At 66.7% G+C, this 18712-nt stretch carries 18 protein-coding genes; 10 read left to right on the forward strand and 8 right to left on the reverse strand.

Going from position 1 to position 18712, the window contains the following annotated elements; genetic code table 11:
• Positions 1–11: 11 nt before the first annotated feature.
• Positions 12–2174, reverse strand: a complete 2163-nt coding sequence (fadB, locus tag IHD13_RS13530; RefSeq protein WP_195861564.1) for a fatty acid oxidation complex subunit alpha FadB — start codon at positions 2172–2174, stop codon at positions 12–14.
• 233 nt (positions 2175–2407) lie between these two features.
• Between fadB and IHD13_RS13535 the strand changes: the two genes are divergently transcribed.
• Together IHD13_RS13535 and slyA are read left to right on the forward strand one after the other, a co-directional pair.
• Entirely contained in the window at positions 2408–3556 is a 1149-nt protein-coding gene (locus IHD13_RS13535; protein WP_195861565.1) for a DUF5924 family protein, read from the forward strand.
• Positions 3557–3678: 122 nt separating this feature from the next.
• Positions 3679–4122, forward strand: coding sequence for a transcriptional regulator SlyA (gene slyA / locus IHD13_RS13540; RefSeq protein WP_195861566.1), 444 nt, complete (start codon positions 3679–3681; stop codon positions 4120–4122).
• A gap of 69 nt (positions 4123–4191) precedes the next feature.
• Here slyA and IHD13_RS13545 read toward each other — a convergent pair whose 3' ends face one another.
• Positions 4192–4707 carry a preprotein translocase subunit YajC gene (locus tag IHD13_RS13545; protein ID WP_195861567.1) on the reverse strand — a complete coding sequence of 172 codons (516 nt, stop codon included), beginning with the start codon at positions 4705–4707 and terminating at the stop codon, positions 4192–4194.
• A 107-nt stretch (positions 4708–4814) separates the two neighbouring features.
• Between IHD13_RS13545 and IHD13_RS13550 the strand changes: the two genes are divergently transcribed.
• Positions 4815–5273, forward strand: a complete 459-nt coding sequence (locus tag IHD13_RS13550; protein ID WP_195861568.1) for a universal stress protein — start codon at positions 4815–4817, stop codon at positions 5271–5273.
• A gap of 176 nt (positions 5274–5449) precedes the next feature.
• Here the strand turns inward: IHD13_RS13550 and abc-f are convergent, their stop codons facing one another.
• On the reverse strand, positions 5450–7375 hold the full coding sequence (gene abc-f, locus IHD13_RS13555) for a ribosomal protection-like ABC-F family protein (RefSeq protein ID WP_195861569.1): 1926 nt from the start codon (positions 7373–7375) through the stop codon (positions 5450–5452).
• Between the two features lie 96 nt (positions 7376–7471).
• Between abc-f and IHD13_RS13560 the strand changes: the two genes are divergently transcribed.
• Positions 7472–8332, forward strand: coding sequence for a TatD family hydrolase (locus IHD13_RS13560; protein ID WP_195861585.1), 861 nt, complete (start codon positions 7472–7474; stop codon positions 8330–8332).
• Between the two features lies 1 nt (position 8333).
• On the forward strand, positions 8334–8816 hold the full coding sequence (locus IHD13_RS13565; RefSeq protein WP_195861570.1) for a hypothetical protein: 483 nt from the start codon (positions 8334–8336) through the stop codon (positions 8814–8816).
• Here the strand turns inward: IHD13_RS13565 and IHD13_RS13570 are convergent.
• Positions 8813–9373, reverse strand: a complete 561-nt coding sequence (locus IHD13_RS13570; RefSeq protein ID WP_195861571.1) for an elongation factor P hydroxylase — start codon at positions 9371–9373, stop codon at positions 8813–8815. The genes IHD13_RS13565 and IHD13_RS13570 overlap by 4 nt on opposite strands.
• 196 nt (positions 9374–9569) lie before the next feature.
• Between IHD13_RS13570 and IHD13_RS13575 the strand changes: the two genes are divergently transcribed.
• From IHD13_RS13575 to IHD13_RS13585, 3 genes are all read left to right on the forward strand, one after another.
• Positions 9570–10964, forward strand: a complete 1395-nt coding sequence (locus tag IHD13_RS13575; protein ID WP_230086316.1) for an MATE family efflux transporter — start codon at positions 9570–9572, stop codon at positions 10962–10964.
• Positions 10945–11988: a DUF3080 family protein gene (locus IHD13_RS13580; RefSeq protein ID WP_195861573.1), complete on the forward strand. Its 1044-nt coding sequence runs from the start codon at positions 10945–10947 to the stop codon at positions 11986–11988. The genes IHD13_RS13575 and IHD13_RS13580 overlap by 20 nt, the downstream gene beginning before the upstream one ends.
• 99 nt (positions 11989–12087) lie before the next feature.
• On the forward strand, positions 12088–12777 hold the full coding sequence (locus tag IHD13_RS13585) for a hypothetical protein (protein WP_195861574.1): 690 nt from the start codon (positions 12088–12090) through the stop codon (positions 12775–12777).
• A 37-nt stretch (positions 12778–12814) separates the two neighbouring features.
• Here IHD13_RS13585 and tusA read toward each other — a convergent pair whose 3' ends face one another.
• Complete coding sequence (tusA, locus tag IHD13_RS13590; protein ID WP_195861575.1) at positions 12815–13066, reverse strand: sulfurtransferase TusA; 252 nt, start codon at positions 13064–13066, stop codon at positions 12815–12817.
• Positions 13067–13119: 53 nt separating this feature from the next.
• On the opposite strand from tusA, the gene IHD13_RS13595 reads away from it, so the two are divergent.
• Positions 13120–13404 carry an antibiotic biosynthesis monooxygenase family protein gene (locus tag IHD13_RS13595; protein WP_195861576.1) on the forward strand — a complete coding sequence of 95 codons (285 nt, stop codon included), beginning with the start codon at positions 13120–13122 and terminating at the stop codon, positions 13402–13404.
• A 39-nt stretch (positions 13405–13443) separates the two neighbouring features.
• On the opposite strand, the gene rlmM is transcribed toward IHD13_RS13595, so the two are convergent.
• Together rlmM and IHD13_RS13605 are read right to left on the reverse strand one after the other, a co-directional pair.
• Positions 13444–14511, reverse strand: a complete 1068-nt coding sequence (gene rlmM / locus IHD13_RS13600; protein ID WP_195861577.1) for a 23S rRNA (cytidine(2498)-2'-O)-methyltransferase RlmM — start codon at positions 14509–14511, stop codon at positions 13444–13446.
• 57 nt (positions 14512–14568) lie between these two features.
• Positions 14569–14979: a DUF2721 domain-containing protein gene (locus tag IHD13_RS13605; protein ID WP_195861578.1), complete on the reverse strand. Its 411-nt coding sequence runs from the start codon at positions 14977–14979 to the stop codon at positions 14569–14571.
• A 291-nt stretch (positions 14980–15270) separates the two neighbouring features.
• Here IHD13_RS13605 and gdhA point away from each other — a divergent pair, with 291 nt between their 5' ends.
• Positions 15271–16623: an NADP-specific glutamate dehydrogenase gene (gene gdhA / locus IHD13_RS13610; protein ID WP_195861579.1), complete on the forward strand. Its 1353-nt coding sequence runs from the start codon at positions 15271–15273 to the stop codon at positions 16621–16623.
• A gap of 176 nt (positions 16624–16799) precedes the next feature.
• Here the strand turns inward: gdhA and IHD13_RS13615 are convergent, their stop codons facing one another.
• Positions 16800–18374 (reverse strand): BCCT family transporter, encoded by a 1575-nt coding sequence (locus tag IHD13_RS13615; RefSeq protein WP_195861580.1) that lies wholly within the window; start codon positions 18372–18374, stop codon positions 16800–16802.
• Positions 18375–18712: the final 338 nt, after the last annotated feature.

Raw genomic sequence — 18712 nt, forward strand, 5'->3', positions numbered from 1 at the left:
CAGGCGGTGGATCAGGCGTAGAAGCGGGCGCCGTCGGCGGCCATCTGACGCAGTGTCTCGGTGGGGGCGTAGAGGGGCCCCAGCTCCTCGGCCAGGCACTCGGCCTGGGCCACGAACTCGGCCACGCCCAGGGCGTCGATGTAGCGCAGGGCGCCACCGCGGAACGGCGGGAAGCCGATGCCGTAGATCAGCGCCATGTCCGCCTCGGCGGCGCTGCCGACGATACCGTCTTCCAGGCAGCGCACCGTCTCCAGGCAGAGCGGCACCATCATGCGGGCGATGATCTCCTCGTCGGAGAGCTCGCGGCTCTCCTTGGCCACTTCCTTGACCAGGGCGATGGCGGCCTCGTCCACCACCTTCTTCGGCTTGCCCTTCTTGTCTTCCTCGTAGGCGTAGAAGCCCTTGGCGTTCTTCTGGCCCAGGCGCTCGCGCTCGAACATCAGCTGGATGGCGCTCTTGTCGCCGCCGCCACCCAGGCTACCCATGCGCTCCGGGAAGCCCTCGGCCATCACCTCGCCGGCGTGCACGGCGGTGTCCATGCCCACCACGTCGAGCAGGTAGGCGGGGCCCATGGGCCAGCCGAACTTCTCCATCAGCTTGTCGACGCGCTGGAAGTCGGCGCCCTGCTCCATCAGCAGGCTGAAGCCGCCGAAGTAGGGGAAGAGCACCCGGTTGACCAGGAAGCCCGGGCAGTCGTTGACCACGATGGGGGTCTTGCCCATGGCGCGGGCGTAGGCCACGGTGGCCGCCACGGCGGCGTCGCTGCTCTTCTCGCCGCGGATCACCTCGACCAGGGGCATGCGATGCACCGGGTTGAAGAAGTGCATGCCGCAGAAGTTCTCGGGACGCTTGAGATTCCGGGCCAGGCGATCGATGGAGATGGTCGAGGTGTTGGAGGTGAGGATGGTCTTCTCGTCCACCAGGCCTTCCAGCTCGGTGAGGACCGCCTCCTTGACCTTGGGGTTCTCGACCACCGCCTCGACCACCAGGTCGACGTGACCGAAGTCGCCATAGGAGAGGGTCGGGCGAATGTGGCTGAGCTTCTCGGCCATCTGCTCGGTGGTCAGCTTCTTGCGTTCCACCTGCTTGGCGAACAGCTTGCGGGCCTCCTTGAGGCCCAGCTCCAGGGCCTCCTCCTTGATGTCCTTCATCAGGATGGGGGTGCCCTTGGAGGCGCTCTGGTAGGCGATGCCGCCGCCCATGATACCGGCGCCCAGCACCGCGGCCTGCTGGATCGGCTCGACCTGCTTCTCGTACTGGCCGGCCTTCTTCTTGACCAGCTGGTCGTTGAGGAAGAGGCCCACCAGGTTGAAGCAGACGTCGGTCTTGGCCAGCTTGGCGAAGGCCTTGGCCTCGATGGCCTGGGCCCGCTCGCGGGACTCCCCGGCGCCCTTCTGGATCACCTTGATCGACTCCACCGGCGCCGGGTAGTGCGGCCCGGCCTTGCCGGCCACATAGCCCTTGGCGGTCTCGAAGGCCATCATCTGCTCGATGGGGCCGAGCTTGAGCGGCGAGGTCTTCTCGGCGCGGCGGGCCCGGTAGTCCAGCTCACCGCTGGCGGCACGGGCCAGCAGGTCCAGGGCCGCGGCCTCGAGCTGATCCCCCGGTACCACCGCATCCACGGCGCCCATCTTGAGGGCCGCCGCGGCCTTGTTCTCGGTACCGCCGGCGATCCACTCGATGGCGTTGTCGGCGCCGATCAGCCGCGGCAGGCGCACGCAGCCGCCCCAGCCCGGCAGGATGCCCAGCTTGGTCTCGGGCAGGCCCAGCTTGGCGGAGTCGGCCATCACCCGGTAATCGGTGGTCAGGGCCACTTCGCAGCCGCCGCCCAGGGCGATGCCGTTGATGGCGGTGACGGTGGGAAAGGGAAGATCCTCGATGGCATTGAAGATGGCGTGGACCCGCTGGTTCATCTCCACCAGGAAGGCCTCGTCCTTCTCGAAGACGCCATGGAACTCGGTGATATCGGCGCCGACGATAAAGACCGCCTTGGCGCTATCGATCACCAGCCCCTGAAGGCCGCTCTCGGCCTGGAGCGCCTTGACGGCCTCGCCCAGCTCCTCGATCACGGCACCGGAGAGCTTGTTGACGGATTCGTCCTTGAGGTCGAAGGTGAGTCGGGCGATCCCCTCGCCGTTCTTCGCCACCGTGATGGCATTGCCTTGATAAATCATCCACGTATCTCCACACAGGGTTGGATGCCGGAAGACGGTATGCATTCATACGGCCGTTTGATTTGTGGCTAGCTTGGTTCAGCTTGGCCGCGACGTCAAGTCCCCTTCTCTCGGCGAATGGTCGATACTGAATCCGACTGCGCCATCCTTGCGCCGCTTGTCGTCAGGAGGCGACTCCCACCTTAGCGCCTCCCCTGCTAGCCTGCGCGAAGATTTCCATCACGAGGCCCACGATGCCTGACACCCCTGCTTCCGCCTCGCCCGATGCGCATCCGCGACTGCGGCGTCTGCAGGGCGGCCTCGAGGCGAGCCTGACCCGGCTTCGCCCCTATCTGTGGCTATGGCCACCCATCGCCTTCGGCGCCGGCGTGCTGAGTTTCTTCCTGGTGGATCGCCAGCAGTGGCTGGGGGGGGCGCTGGCCCTGGGCATGCTGCTGGCCTGGGTACTGCTGCTCGGTGAGGGCGTGGTCGGACGGCTGCTGGCCCGCCTCGGTTACCCGACCCTGTCGCGGGGGGTCACCACCTTCGTCGCCCAGTTGATTCATCAGGAGACGCTGTTCTTCTGCCTGCCCTTCCTGCTGGCCACCACCGTCTGGGCCAGCGGCCAGGCCCTCTTTACCCTGCTGCTGATCGGCCTGGCCACCCTCTCGATCCTCGACCCCCTCTACTATCGACTGGCCGGACGCTGGCGGTGGCTCTATTTCGCCTTCCACGCCCAGTGCGTCTTCCTGGTGGTGCTGGTGACCCTGCCACTGCTCTTCTCCCTGAGCACCGCCGAGAGCCTCGGCTATGCCCTGCTGGCCATGGTGGTCTTCGCCCTGCCGAGCCTCACCCACCTGCTGCGTCCCAAGGGCTGGCGCAGCTGGCTGGCCCTGCTGGGGGTGGCCCTGCTGCTGGCCGGCGCCGCCTGGTCGGGACGCGCCTGGGTGCCTCCGGTGCATCTGTGGATGACCGGCAGCGCCCTGGCCCCGCAGCTGGATCGCGAGAGCCGCACCCCGGTGGGCGAGCTCGACCTGACCCCCGAGGCCCTGGCCCGGGAGGGGCTCTACGCCTATACGGCGATCCGCGCGCCCCGCGGCCTGGAGGAGACCATCTACCACGAATGGCGCCACCAGGGAGAACTGCTCGACCGCATCCCCCTCAGGGTGCGTGGCGGCCGCGAGGCGGGCTATCGGGCCTGGAGCCACAAGCTCAATTTCCCCGAGGCCCCGAGTGGCGACTGGCGCATCGATATCGTCACCGGCTCCGGCCAGCGCCTGGGCAGCCTGCGCTTTACGGTGGACGAAACGGCCAGCCAGCAGGCCGATGGCGAGATTCGCGTCCCCACGGGCATCCCCGGGCTGGAGTGGCGGCGCATGCTGCCAGGCATGCCTCGCGAATAGCGTCACGCCCGGGCCGTCCGACGCTTTTTCCACGCCAAACGATCAACCTACGGCCGCCAGTGCTTGCAATGGCATCGACGCCTCCGGACAATGTAACAATTAGCCTGCAAACACGAAGACCCATGCACCAGAATATCGGTTTCCGACTCTCTCGCCTGCCGCGCCTGTGGCGGGCCATCCTCGATCAGCGCCTGGCACCCCTGGGGCTGACCCAGACTCGCTGGGTGACCCTCTACCATCTATGGCGCCTCGGCGATGGCCAGCCCCAGTGCGACCTGGCCCGGGCCATCGGCGTGGAAGCGCCCTCCCTGGTGCGCACCCTGGATCAGCTCGCCGAACAGGGCCTGGTGGAGCGCTGCCCCTGCGATCAGGATCGCCGCACCAAGCGGATCTTCCTCACCGAGGCGGCGACCCCTCTGCTGCAGCAGATCGATGCGGTGGTGGCCGAGGCGCGCCAGGAGATGCTGGCCGGGCTCAGCGACGACGAGGTCTATCAGCTCGACGCCCTGCTGGCGCGGATCGAGGAGAATGGCCTGCGCATTCAGGGTCGCGACGGCGAAGGATAAGCCTCGCCCTTAGGCCCCTCATGCAGCGACGGCGCCCAAGGGCGCCGTCGCTGTGTCTGGCCGAGGGACTCAGCCCTGGTGTCGAGCGCGGGGGCGATCCGGGCGCCCCGCCAGGCCATCGCGCAGCCCGAGGAAGGCGTCCTGATAGGAAAGAAAGCGCTCCGGGCCTTGGGACTCGTACCACCAGAGGGTCAGGGCATGCTCGTTGGATTCCAGCACCAGGGCATCCTGGGGTAACCGCTCCAGCAGGTGGAAGAGACGCTCCTGGGCCGCCTCCGGCAGGGGCCGCAGCGGCTCGGTGCGCCAGCGCCAACCGGCATGACAGGGCTTGAGGGAGGTTCCGGCCTCACTGTCGCGCACCAGCACGAAGGTGGGCCCGGGACGCTCCTGGGGATAGCGCCAGCGGTAGGCGGGCATCGCCTTGGGGGCGGGGTGCAGTGGCGGCGTCTCCAGCTTGACCTCGATGCCTGCCTTGATCACGGCATCGCGAAGCCCCGCCACCCGCTTCTGACGCGGACTCGGCTTGAGCCACATCACCGGCGAGACGATCAGCGCCAGCACGAAGAGAATGATTACCCAGCTCATGGCTGCTCCGTCGAATGTCACAAAACGTTGATATAAGTCGTTGTTCCAGGCCCGGCAAAGCGCCTAGAGTAGGGGTATCAGCCCGCTGTCGCCATGCGAGGAGTCCCATGAGCAACGAATACCGCCATATCCTGGTCGCCGTCGACCTGACCAAGGATTCTCACAAGGTCCTGGAGCGCGCCCTGCCCATCGCCGAGCGCAACCAGGCCAAGCTCTCCATCATGCACACCCTGGAGCCGCTGGGCTTCGCCTACGGCGGCGATATCCCCATGGACCTGACCAGCATCCAGGACCAGCTCGACGATCACGCCAAGCAGCGCCTGGCGGAAATCGCCGACCCCCACCAGGTGCCCAAGGAGAACCAGCACGTGGTGGTGGGCATGCCCGACACCGAGATCCACCGTTTCGCCGAGGAGCACGACGTGGACCTGATCGTGGTCGGCTCCCATGGTCGCCACGGCTTCGCCCTGCTGCTGGGCTCCACCTCTACCGGGGTGCTCCACGGCGCCCAGTGCGACGTCCTGGCAGTGCGGGTTGGTAAGAAGGGCGAAGAGAGCGACGAATAAGTCCCTGGACACTATCGCCCCTCTTCCTCGGGTCTCCTGAGGAAGCAGAGAATTCGCGTAGCGAGCGATGATAGGTTGATCGCCGCCGGAGCGCAGGAACCGGAGTGTAGCCTGCTACATAAGGATTCCGAGCACCGCCGGCGGTCAAGATATCGAGCGCAGTAGCGAATTATCGCTTACTCCCCGGCGGCGAGCGCCTCCAACTCCATCCACCGCTCCATCGCCTCGTCCAGCTCGGCCTGCTTGGCGCCCATCGCCTCCAGGGTCGCGGTGACCCGGGTCGCCTCCTGCTGATAGAAGTCGGGATCGCCCACCTTGGCCTCGAGCTCGGCCACCTCCGCCTCCAGCTGCTCGATGCGTGCCGGCAGGCCGTCGAGCTCCCGCTGCAACTTGTAGGAGAGCTTGGCGGGCTTCCTGGCCGCAGGCTTGACCGCCTTCTGCACCGCCGCCGCCTCCTCGACGACATCGGCCACCGGCTCGGCCCGCTGCCGCGCCGCACCTTCCCAGGGTGCCGGCGGCAGCTTGCCGCCCTGGCGTACCCAGTCGCTGTAGCCGCCCACGTACTCGCGCACCCGGCCATCGCCCTCGAAGGCCAGCACCCCGGTCACCACGTTGTCCATAAAAGTCCGGTCGTGGGAGACCAGCAGCAGGGTGCCCTCGAAATCGAGCAGCAGCTCCTCGAGCAGTTCCAGGGTCTCCACGTCCAGGTCGTTGGTGGGCTCGTCGAGCACCAGCACATTGGCCGGCTGGGTAAACAGCTTGGCCAGCAGCAGGCGATTGGACTCGCCGCCGGAGAGCACCTTGACCGGCTGGCGGGCCCGCTCCGGGGTGAACAGGAAGTCCTGGAGGTAGCTGATCACATGGCGATCCTTGCCCCCCACCGTGACCCGGTCACTGCCCTGGGCCACGTTGTCGTAGACGCTCTTGTCCATCTCCAGGCCGGCGCGTAGCTGGTCGAAGTAGGCCACCTTGAGGTTGGTGCCCAGGCGCACCTGCCCCTCGCTGGGCTCCAGCTCGCCGAGCAGGATCTTCAGCAGGGTGGTCTTGCCGGCGCCGTTGCGGCCGATGAAGCCGATGCGGTCGCCACGCTGGATCTCCAGGCTGAGGTCGCGGATCACCGCCTCGTCGCCGAAGCGCTGGGTGACATGGGTCAGCTCCACCACCCGCTTGCCGGTACGCTCGCCACTGTCCACCGAGAGGTTGGCGTTGCCCTGGCGCTCGCGGCGCTGGCTGCGTTCGCGACGCATCTGCTCCAGCGCCCGCACGCGCCCCTCGTTGCGGGTGCGCCGGGCCTTGATGCCCTGGCGAATCCACGCCTCCTCCTGGGCCAGCTTCTTGTCGAACTCGGCGTTCTCCTTGGCCTCCACCTCCAGCTCATGGGCCTTCTGGGCCTGATACTTGGCGTAGTCGCCGGGGTAGCGACCGAGCCGTCCCCGGTCGAGCTCGAGAATGCCGGTGGCCAGCCGCGACAGGAAGGCCCGGTCGTGGGTGATAAAGAGCACGGCGCCCTGGAAGGCCAGCAACTGCTCCTCCAGCCAGGCGATGGTGTCCAGGTCCAGGTGGTTGGTGGGCTCGTCCAGCAGCAGCAGGTCGGGGTCGGCCACCAGGGCCCGGGCCAGGGCCACCCGGCGCCGCCAGCCCCCGGAGAGGGAGGTCATCAGGTCGTCCGCCGGCAGGCCCAGGCGGGTCAGGATGACGTCGATACGCTGGGTGAAGGACCAGCCATCGATCGCCTCCAGCTGAGTCTGCAAGGCCGCCATGCGCCGCATGTCCGGGTCGTCCTGCTGCACCAGGTGGTGATACTCGGCGAGCAGCGCTCCCGCCTCGGGCAGGCCCTGAGCCACCACGTCGAAGATGGTCTCGCCGGTGGCCACCGGCAGGTCCTGGGCCAGCACCCCCACCTTGAGGCCCGGCGCCCGCCAGATATGCCCCCCGTCGGGCAGGATCTCCCCGGAGACCAGCTTGAGCAGGGTCGACTTGCCGGTGCCGTTGCGGCCCACCAGGGCCAGGCGCTCGCCCTTCTCCAGCACCAGCTCGGCGCCATCGAGCAGCACCTGGGGGCCATAGGCGAGCTGCAGCTGTTCCAGACGTAACAGGGTCACACGCAATCCTCATCGAATCGGCAAAGGCGCTAGTGTAACGCATGGCCGAGGTCGGGTGGGCTTGGTTACACTAGGCGCCCGCTCAGCAAGGAGACCCTGGCCTTGGCCGACTTCGATGACATTCTGCCCGAGGCGCTGCGCCGGCGTGCGCCGGCCCCCCTGGTGGACATTGGTGCCAACCTGACCCACGAGAGCTTCGCCCGCGACCGGGAGGCGGTGATCCAGCGTGCCCGGGCGGCCAATGTCACCACCCTGATCCTCACCGGCACCGACCGGGAGCATGCCGAACAGGCGGTGGCCCTGGCCCGGGAGATCCCCGGCTGCTACGCCACCGCTGGCGTCCACCCCCACGATGCCAGCCGCTGGAATGGCGAGCTGGCCGCCGCCATGGCGGCGCTCCACGCCCTGCCCGAGGTGGTGGCGGTGGGCGAGTGCGGCCTCGACTTCAACCGCAACTTCTCCACCCCCGCCGAACAGGAGCACGCCTTCGAGGCGCAGCTGCAGCAGGCCGCCGAGCGCCGCCTGCCGCTGTTCATTCACGAGCGGGACGCCGGGCGACGCATGACCGAGATGCTGCGCCACTGGCGGGACGATATCACCCAGGCGGTGGTGCACTGCTTCACCGGCGAGCGGGCCACCCTGCACGGCTACCTGGACCTCGACCTGCATATCGGCCTGACCGGCTGGATCTGCGACGAGCGACGTGGGCACCACCTGCGCGACCTGGTACGGGACATCCCCGCCAGCCGCCTGATGCTCGAGACCGACTGCCCCTACCTGCTGCCGCGCAACCTGCCGGCCAAGCTCAAGGGCCGTCGCCACGAGCCGGCGCTGCTACCCTTTATCCTGGACGAGATCGCCCACTGGCGCGGCGAGTCCCCCCTGGCCCTGGCCGAGGCCACCAGCGCCACGGCCCGCGCCTTCTTTGCCCTACCCTGCCCCGAAGAGGAACCCTGAGATGGCCGACTTTCCTGGCTTTATCGCCGTCGAGACCGGTGAGGATGGCGGCCTGCCCCTGGCCATCGCCTGGAGCCTGCCCGATGGTCAGGTCAAGCACACCCTGATCCAGCCCGACGACAGCTGGCTGGATGACGAACTCGTCGCCCTGGGCGACTACAGCCTGGAGGAGCTGGAGGGGCTCGGCGTCAGTCCCCTGGACGTGATCCGCGAGCTGGAGAATGACCACTTCAGCGAGACCCTGCTCACCGCCGGGGTCAGTGACGACGAGTCGGCCCTGGCGCGGCTCTTCGATGCGTTCGGCCTCGACCCCTTCGTGGAGCTGGCCCCGGCGGAGTCCCTCTACCCCGACCTGCCCGCCGGCGAGTGGATCCGCCGCCGCAATGAGCTGTTCGGCGAACTGGGCCTGGAGCCGCTGCGCGCCGACCAGGAGGTACAAGTGATGCTGGCCCTGCATCAGCGCCTGACGGAGGAAGACGCCTAGGCAGGCAGCGCCTCGACGGCCAGCCGCTCTCTCCCCCGAGCAATGGCCGTCTCGAGCGTCTGACCGTCACCATAATACGCCGCCAACGCCTCCCGGAAGGCCGCGGCACGGCGCGGCAGCCCCTCCTCGAGGTAGCGCGCCGCCCGCGCCGCCACCCGGGCCTGGAAGGCCTGGCGGTCCACCTCGACCTCCCCCAGGTTATCGACGCTGACGTGAAAGTCGCGGCCGGCCGCCGCGGCGAACAGCGATTCCAGCGCCTGGGGGGCCACCTCCACCGCCTCGAAGGCGCGCTGCTGCTCGGCATCACGACCATCGGGCAGATACCAGTAGCCGTAGTCCTCCTGCAGGCGGCGGCGGGCCCCGGCGATACACCAGTGGCTGATCTCGTGCAGGGCACTGGCGTAGAAGCCCCGGGCGAAGATCACCCGATGGCAGGGGCAGTCGGCATCCGCGGGGCGATAGAGCGGCTCGTCGCCGCCGCGCACCAATCGGGTGCCGTAGGTGTCGGCGAAGAGCCCATCGAACAGGGCGATCACGTCGTCGAGGCGGTGCGCCACGGTCTCTCCTCGGCTGGCAAATGAGCCACATTATAGGGATCGGGGACGGCGACGAATATCCTCGGCTATTGCTAAACTAGGCCGTCTTGCCCGAATGGACAGGCGTCTCCAGACGACGCCCTTGCAAAGGAGTCCGACCTTGGCACGCCACGCTTCCCCCCTGCTGGCCAACAGCCGGCGGGAGACTTCGCTGTTGATGCGCCTCGCCCTGCCGATCTGTGGCGCCCAGCTGGCCCAGGCCGGCATGGGCGTCACCGATGTGATGATGACCGGCCGCCAGAGCGCCACGGACCTGGCCGCCGTCTCGGTGGGGTCGAGCCTGTGGATGCCGCTGATGCTCTTCATGACCGGCACCCTGATGGGGCTCACGCCCATCGTCGCCCAGTTGCTGGGGGGCGGACGCCAGGCGCGGATTCGCCCCAATGTGCACCAGGCCCTGTGGGTGGCGCTCAGCCTGGGGCTGATCGCCGCCTTGCTGCTGTGGTTCACGGTGATGCCGATCTTCCGCCTGATGGGGGTTCCCGAGCCGGTGGCGGAGCTGTCGGCGGCCTACCTGTCGGCGGTGGCCTTCGGCATGCCCGGGGTGGCGCTCTTCCAGGCCCTGCGTGCCTTCTCCGACGGCATGAATCACACCCGTCCCTCCCTGACCATCAGCCTGGTGGGCCTGGGCGTGAACATTCCCAGCAACTTCGTGCTGATCTACGGCGGCGCCGGCCTCACCGGGCTGTTCGGCGACTGGCTGCCGGCGCCGATCCAGCAACTACCGGCGCTGGGCGCCTGGGGTTGCGGTATCGCCACCGCCCTCTCCATGTGGATCATGGGCCTGGCCATGTGCCGCTACACCCAGCGCAGCCGCACCTTCCGCGAGATCCAGGTTTGGCAGGCCCCCACGCCGCCCAACTGGCGGCTGATCCGCCAGCTGCTGGTGGTCGGGGTCCCCATCGGCGTGGCGATCTTCGTCGAGGTGACCCTCTTCACCCTGATCGCCCTCTTCGTGGCCAGCCTGGGCGAAATCACCGTGGCGGCCCACCAGGTGGCCCTGAACTTCACCTCGATCCTGTTCATGCTGCCGTTGTCACTCGGCATGGCACTGACGGTGCGGGTCGGCAACACCCTCGGCACCGGCGACCTGCGGGGGGCCCGCTTCGTGGCCTGGAACGGCATTGCCGTCTGCCTGGGGATCGCGCTGTTCAACAACCTGATCATCTGGTTCGGCGCGGAACCGGTGATCGCTCTTTACACTCACAATATCGAGGTGCAACGCCTGGCCCTCTCCCTGGTGGTACTGGCCATGCTCTACCAGGTCTCGGATTCGCTGCAGGTGACCATGGCCGGCGCCCTGCGCGGCTACAAGGACACCCGCATCATCATGATCTTCACCCTGGTCTCCTACTGGCTGGTGGGCCTGGCCGGGGGACACTGGCTCGGCACCCGCGGCCTGGGTCCCTGGTGGGAGCCACTGGGCGTGCACGGCTACTGGATCGGCCTGGTGGCCGGCCTCAGCGTGGCGGCCCTGTTGCTGGGCTGGCGCCTGCAGGCGATCAGCCGGGCCGTCAGCGAAGGACGACGCCATGTGGTACCGAGCGACTAGTCTCGCCCTGCTCGCCGCCGGCCTGTTGCTGGTCGGCTGCGATCGCCAGGGCGCCAGCGATGCCCTATGGCTGGACTACCAACGCCAGCTCGCCGAGGCCCTGGCCACCGCCCCGCCGACCCCGGCCTCGCCGGACAATATCCCGGCCTTCCCCGGGCCGAGCGAGCGGCTCTTCGAGATCCCCGAGACCCGCGAAGGGCTGCTCGATGTGCATGCCCTGAGGCGCTGCCATATCACCACCCTGGTAGCGGAGCGCAACAGCGCCCTGGGCCGGGTCGCCCCACCCAGCCAACGCTGGCATTACGAACTGGAGCTGTGGCGTCGCCTGGAGAGCTGTCGAGGAAGCGACGTGGCCGAGGCACTCGGCGAGGAGGACCGGGCGCGTCTCGAACGCCTGACCACCACCAAGGGCGAACAGTTGGCCCGGGTCAGCTGGAATACGTTGCTCGGCTCCAGCGAATGGGTCGGCAACTTCTCTCGCGCCAGCCGCCCCCTGCCACCGCAGGGCATCGATGACTTGAGCCCCCACCTGGATGCCCTGGACTACCTGGAGACGGCGACCCGCAACCAGTTCAACCAGGAGTGGCAACTGGACACCTCGACCCTGGAGGGGCACCTCAAGACCCTCCAGCAGAGTCCGGTCAGTGCGCGACTGCTACGCACCCTGATGCTGACCAACCAGCGCCTCGACGAGGCCAACGCCCTGCTGGCCACCCAGCTGCAGCGCGGCGCGGTCTGCGAGCAGCGCGACGCCCTGCGACGACTCGGCGAAGAGCATCTCGACGCCCAGGTCCAGCCCTTTATTGCCACCCTCGAGCAGCAGACCGCGGCCTGGTTCGGCGCCCTGGACCGGCTCTACGATGCCCATGAGGTGGCCCGCGCCCCGATCCGCGACTACCACCGGCGCTGGTTCTCCCTGGAGGCCCCGGACACCCCCTGGCGCGAGTTCCAGGCCGCCCGAGCCACCCACGAGACCCTCTGGAACCGGCTGCGCCGGGCCTGTGGCCTGGAACAGGGGGCTTAACTTTCCACTGGCGACTGTGCTAATAGTGAACCGAGGCGCTTCGCGGGCGACCCCTGGGTCGACCCGATGCCGTGACCAAGCCGTGCAAGGAGGGTAATCATGGGTATCCCACTGTCCCCCCGCTCCGCCCAGGTCATCGACCTGGAGACCATGCGAAAACGGCAACTGGCCAAGCGCCGATTGCTGCGCCTTTGTCCCGAGCTCGACGGCCTGGAGATGCTCTATTGCCTCGCCTCGGACCCCGAGACCCTCTACGGCATGCCGCTGCTGGCCTGGGGCCTGCGCGAGGATGGCGAAGTCGTGGGCCTGGTGCCCTGGATGGAGGCCCTGACCCCCTGCCATGCCCTCGACGATCCCGAATATGGCCACTTCGTTGGCTACCGGGACCCGGAGACCGAAGAGGTCTTCCACAGCCCCCCGGAACACAAGGTCTTCGAGCTCGAGCATGCCGCCGCCTACTTCGACTACGAAGAGACCGGCGAGACCACCCTGATTCAGCAGCTCCCCGACAATCAGGGCACTCACGCCCTCTGCATGGACGACGACGAGACCCCCTGGCAGCTCAAGCAGGTCTTCGGCTGGCGGCTCTACAGCAATGGCGAGGTGGAGGCCCTACTGGTGGACGAGAACCGCGTCGCCGCCACCCCGGTGCTGATGGGCGACGACTGCCTCTACCCGGGGCATAGTCGCCACCGGGTGGTCTACTTCTTCCAGCGGGTGATCGCCAACCGCATCAAGGAGGAGGATCCGGCGACCCTGGAGGCCCTGGCCCTGATGGTGGCCAAGTAGGCACGAGGCGGCGTTAACGCCGCCCCGTGGCGCACTCTCAACCCAAACGGATAAGATAGGTGTAGGTGTCACCCTGCTCGGACTGGTGGATCAATTCATGGCCCAGGAAGCTGCAGAACTTGGGGATATCGCGGGTGGTGGCGGGATCGGTGGCGGTCACCGCCAGCACCTCCCCCGGCTGCATGTCTCGCACCCGGTTGTGCATCAGCATGATGGGCTCGGGGCAGTAGAGTCCGCTGGTATCAAGATGCGCATCCGCCTTGGGCAGGTCGTTGGCAATATCGGCCATGAGTATCCTCGAACGTCGTCGCCGGCTCGGCCAGCCGGATAGGGAGCAGTCACATGATCAAGATCATCATCGAGCGCCGGATCATGCCGGGGCTCGAAGAAGAATACGATGCCGCGGCCCGGGAAGCCATGCGTGCCTCCATCAATGCCCGAGGCTTTATCGCCGGAGAGAGCCTGCGCGAACGCCACCATCCGGAGCACCGCCTGCTGATCACCCAGTGGCGCGACCTCAGCGCCTGGAAGGATTGGCTGAATAGCCCCGAACGAGAACGTGCCATGCAACGGGTGCTACCGCTGCTCTCCGAGGACGAACGGATTCGCATCTACGAGCACTACTGACGACGACGATGGCCGCCGAGGACACGGTCGGCCCCCGAGTCAGTCGAGCAACCGCACATGCACCGTCACCTCTTCCCGATCATGGTAGAGGTGACGGCATCGTAACTCCGCCCTCACCCCCACCTCGCCGAGGCTCGCCTCCAGGTGCGCCAGGCAGCGCGCCACCTCCTGCCAGCGCCGCTTCATCGGCAACTTGAGATTGAATACCGCCTCGCGACACCAGCGCCTCAGCAACCAGCGCTCGATCATCGCCATCACCCGCGCCGGCTTGTCGACGATATCGCAGACCAGCCAATCCAGGCGCCCCGGCGGCTCCCAGACGAAGCCATCCTCGCGCAGGTGTTCCACCTGGCCGCTGGCCATCAACGCCTTGTCCATGGGGCCGTTATCGATGGCATAGACGTGCATGCCGCGGGCCACCAGCTGGTAGGTCCAGCCACCGGGGGCGGCGCCGAGATCCGCCGCCTGCATGCCTTCGTGAAGGCGAGCCGGCCACTCCTCCCGGGGCACGAAACAGTGCCAGGCCTCCTCGAGCTTGAGGGTCGAGCGGCTCGGTGCCGCCTTGGGGAAGCGCAACCGGGTGATGCCCCCGGGGTGCTCGCTGCGATTGCCGGGGAAGCTGATCCCCAGCTGCACCGCATCCCCTGCCGTCCACAGCAGATGCAGGCGCCGGCCGCCGGCCTTGCGCCGCAGGGCACCACGCTTTCTGAGCAGCGACGTCAGGGGACGATCCAGTGCCTTGCTCAACCCCACCAGGGCCTTGCCCTCATTGGTGTCCGGCGTCTCGTGCCAGATCGACTCGACACTCCAGCCGCTGGCTTGGACCTGCTCGAGAATCGGTGACAGGCGGTCTTCCCGGGAGAGCCCTACCAGGGGCGGCAGCGCCACCAGGGACTGGCGGGCAAAGACCAGGCCGGCCAGAGGAAGCTCCCGATGCAGGCCATTGACCGGCGCCTCGCCGGCAACGTGAAAATCCACCACGCCACCGTTGGCGCTGAAAGCGGCCTCACCGGCCCAGCCCAGGGCGGCGGCCTTGTCGCTGACCTCGGCGGCCAGATCATGCTCGAAACCGGGACGGCACAAGAGCAGCAGATGCTGGGGAATCACGGCGACCTCCTGTTATCGGGCCGCCAAGTCTAAGCGCCCATCGCCATCACGTCGAGGTCAGCGCCGCGAGGCGCGGGACTGCTTGAGGGCCTCGATATCCTGCAGCTGTACGTTCAGGGCATTGGTCGAGATGGTGACCTCCCACAGGGAGTAGATCAGCGAGACCGACAGGCTCAGCAGACTGATGCCGAACAGCACCATGCCCAGCATCTCCAGGGAAAGAAAGAGCGCGAACATCGACAGGGTACAGAGCAGAAAGCTCAGCACCCCGGCCAGCTGCATGCGCTTGGTCAGGCTGATGCGCTGGCGCAGCATCAGGATCTGCCGTGCGGCGACCTCATGGTGCTGATCCCGCTCTTCGTCGGCCAACTTGCGTATCAGCTGGGCCAGGGTCAGGAAGCGATTGGTGTAGGCGAGCAGCAGCAGCGAAATGGCCGGGAATAGCAGGGCCGGGGTGGTCAGGGTCACGAACGCCTCCAGCGGTCTCGAGAAGGGGCTCAGTTTACCAGACTCCTCCTCCGCCACCCATAGCGTTGAAAAACCATCTATGAGGAATAGTTTTTGCGCCACCTTGGTGCAGACATTTTCGACAATTTGAAGTGATTTTGTCTCATATCGCCGTCCATTCTCCGCATAACCTATGCAGTTGCTGCATAAGGGTGCAGTGCATTATATTGGTGCGCCTAGTGGAAGGATTTTTCATAACGATAGCGACCCCATGCGGCCGCTCACCCTTAGCGCCATCAACAGGACACCCTCATGCCCTACGTGCACGACACCCTGGAGCGCCTCAAGCGCACCAGCCCCGCCCAGACCGAGTTCTACCAGGCCGCCGAAGAGGTCCTCGACAGCCTGCGTCCGCTGCTCGACAAGGACCCCCACTACCATGATCACAGCATCATCGAGCGCATCGTCGAGCCCGAGCGCCAGATCATGTTCCGGGTCTGCTGGCAGGACGATAGCGGCAAGGTGCGTGTCAACAAGGGCTACCGCATCCAGTTCAACTCGGCACTCGGCCCCTACAAGGGCGGCCTGCGCTTCCACCCCAGCGTCAACGCCGGCATCATCAAGTTCCTGGGCTTCGAACAGATCTTCAAGAATGCCTTGACCGGCCTGCCCATCGGCGGCGGCAAGGGCGGCTCCGACTTCGATCCCAAGGGCAAGTCCGACGCCGAGATCATGCGCTTCTGCCAGGCCTTCATGAACGAACTGCATCGCCATATTGGCCCGACCACCGATGTACCCGCCGGCGACATCGGCGTCGGCGGCCGCGAGATCGGTTACCTGTTCGGCCAGTACAAGCGCCTGACCGGACGCTACGAAGGCGTCCTGACCGGCAAGGGCCTCGACTGGGGCGGCTCCCTGGGACGCAAGGAAGCCACCGGCTACGGCGCGGTCTATTTCGCCCAGAACATGCTGGCGGCTCGCGGTGACACCCTCGACGGCAAGACCTGCCTGGTCTCCGGCGCCGGCAACGTGGCTATCTACACCATCGAGAAGCTCTACCAGCTCGGCGCCCTGCCGGTGACCTGCTCCGACTCCCAGGGCAGCATCCATGACCCGAGCGGCATCAAGCTCGAGACGCTCAAGCTCCTCAAGGAGGTCAAGCGCACCACCCTGCGCGAGTACGTGGAGCATCACCCGGAGGCCACCTACATCGATGCCCGCGATTACCCGTCCGACGGTCACGCGGTATGGCGCATCGCCGGCGAAGCCGCCTTCCCCTCCGCTACCCAGAACGAGGTCACCGAGGCGGACGCCGAAGCCATGCTGGCCAATGGCGTTCGCGCCATCAGCGAAGGCTCCAACATGGCCTCCACCGCCGGCGCCGTGGATCGCTTCCTGGAGGCATGCATCGACTATGGCCCCGGCAAGGCCGCCAATGCCGGCGGCGTGGCCACCAGCCAGCTGGAGATGGCCCAGAACAGCAGCATGCAGCAGTGGAGCCTGGAGAAGGTGGACGAGAAGCTGCAGTCCATCATGGCGGACATCTACCAGCGCTGCGCCGACACCGCCCGGGAGTTCGATCAACCCCATAACCTGGTACTGGGCGCCAACATTGCAGGCTTCCGCAAGGTCGCCGACGCCATGATCGACCAGGGCGTGGGCTAAACCCGTGCTGGGCGCCCTCCCAAGCTGCGCAGGCTTCCGCAAGGTCGCCGATGCCATGATCGATCAGGGCGTGGGGTAATCCCCTGATGGGCTCGATCGGGTGAGGCTGGTGATCGCTTCCCCAACGCAAGACGCCCGGCCAATGGCCGGGCGTCTTCGTGTGCGCCTCTGAGCGGTTACCGGTCCACGAGGATGCCCTGCTCGCGCGCCATGGCCAGGGCCGCCTGGGGCCCGGTCCAGAGTGACGGCAGCAATACCAGAGAGACCGGTATCGCGGTAATCACGATGAACTGCTGCAGGGCGCCGATCTGGCCTGCTCCCATATAGAGCAGGATGGCCGCCATCAGCGCCATCGCGATTCCCCAGAACGCACGAACCATCGGGCTCGGCGCATCGTGACCGGTGGCCACGACCGAGATCGAGTAGCTCATGGAATCCCCCGTGGTGGCCACGAAGATGGAGGTCAGCAGCAGGATTGCCAAGGCCATCCCGGTGCCTCCCGGTAGCGCCTGCGCCACCGTCAGCGTCGCCACATCGAACTGGAAGTTATTCAGTGCCTCGGCGAGATCGATGGCCCCACTCAACTGATAGTGAATGCCCGAGCCGCCCAACAGGGTAAACCAGACCGTGGTGGCGATCGGCGCCATCACCGCCACGGCCAGGATCATCTGGCGAATGGTCCGCCCCCGGGAGATCCGCGCCACGAAGATCGCCATCAGCGGCCCATAGCCGATAAACCAGGCAAAGAAGAACACCGTCCACCACTGCATCCACCAGGCCGGCGCCGTCTCCGCAGTCATGGTCGCCATGGTGAAGAAGGAGGTCACATAGGCTCCCATGCTCTGGGTATAGGCATTGATCAGGAAGAGCGTCGGCCCGAACAGGAAGATCACCAGTGCGATAGCCAGGGCCAGGATCACATTGAAGCGACTCAACAGCTGAATCCCGCGCTGAATGCCGCTCATGGCCGAGGCCACATAGATGCTGGCCAATACGGCGAGGATGACCAACTGGGTGCCATAACCCTCGGACACCCCCAGCAACTCATGCAAACCGAAGCTGACCTGTGTCGCCAGGAAGCCGATCGGCCCCACGGTACCCGCCACCACGGCGATCACACAGCAGGCATCCACCACCCCACCCAGGGGGCCGCGCATCAGTCGCTCGCCGAGCACCGGCACCAACAGGGTCCGCGGCTGCAAGGGCAAGCCCCGCACATAGTGAGCATGGGCGAGCACCACGGCGGTCAGCGACCCCAGCACCGCCCAGGCCAGGAAGCCCCAGTGCATAAAGGATTGGGCCAGGGCACCGGCCACGGCCTCGGCGCTTCCCGCCTCACTATCGAAGGCCGGCGGCGTCACCACGAAGTGGTAGATGGGCTCACCAGCGGCGAAGAAGACCCCTCCCCCGGCCAGCAGGGTACACATGATGATCGACAGCCACTTGAAGGTGCCCATCTCCGGGCTGTCGAGATTTCCCACCCGGGCTCGAGCCGCTGGCGAGACCGCTACCCCCATGGCAACGAAGAAGGTCGCCAGCAACAGCAGCTGAAAATAGGAGCCCAGCACCCTCGCCGTCCAGGCGAAACCGCTCGCAATCGCTCCGGCCACGCCCTCGATATCGTAGAGGGAGGCCGCCACGAAGAGGACGATAAAGCCAACACTCAGGCCGAGTACCAGGGGATCTCCCAGGGACGGACGTCTGCCAGCGACTTCCTTGGTTGAGGATATCTCAGTTTGTGAACGGGACATGCCGTCAATTAGCTCCATTAGGTTCCGAGAAAACAAAAAACCCAGCCTCGTTAGAAGCTGGGTCGCTATGGCTCAATAGGGGGTAAGGGGCATCTCATGCCATGAAAAAACCCCCGCCTTTTTCGACGCTGGGGTTTTCTCTCAATAAGTGCCTGACGGGGATCTAGCCGGCACTCAGGGACTCTCGCATGGGGGTGAGACCGCCCGGCCCTTCGTGGCAACGCCACGGGGCGGTCGAACGCCCCGAGCCGGCGAGGGGCCGGACCGCGAAGCGGCCCCACGAGGTAAAGAGCGGGTCTCCCCATGCCCATGAAAAAACCCCGAACACTGGGTGTCCG

It is taken from the genome of Halomonas sp. 328, from assembly GCF_015645095.1.
Lineage (GTDB): Bacteria > Pseudomonadota > Gammaproteobacteria > Pseudomonadales > Halomonadaceae > Bisbaumannia.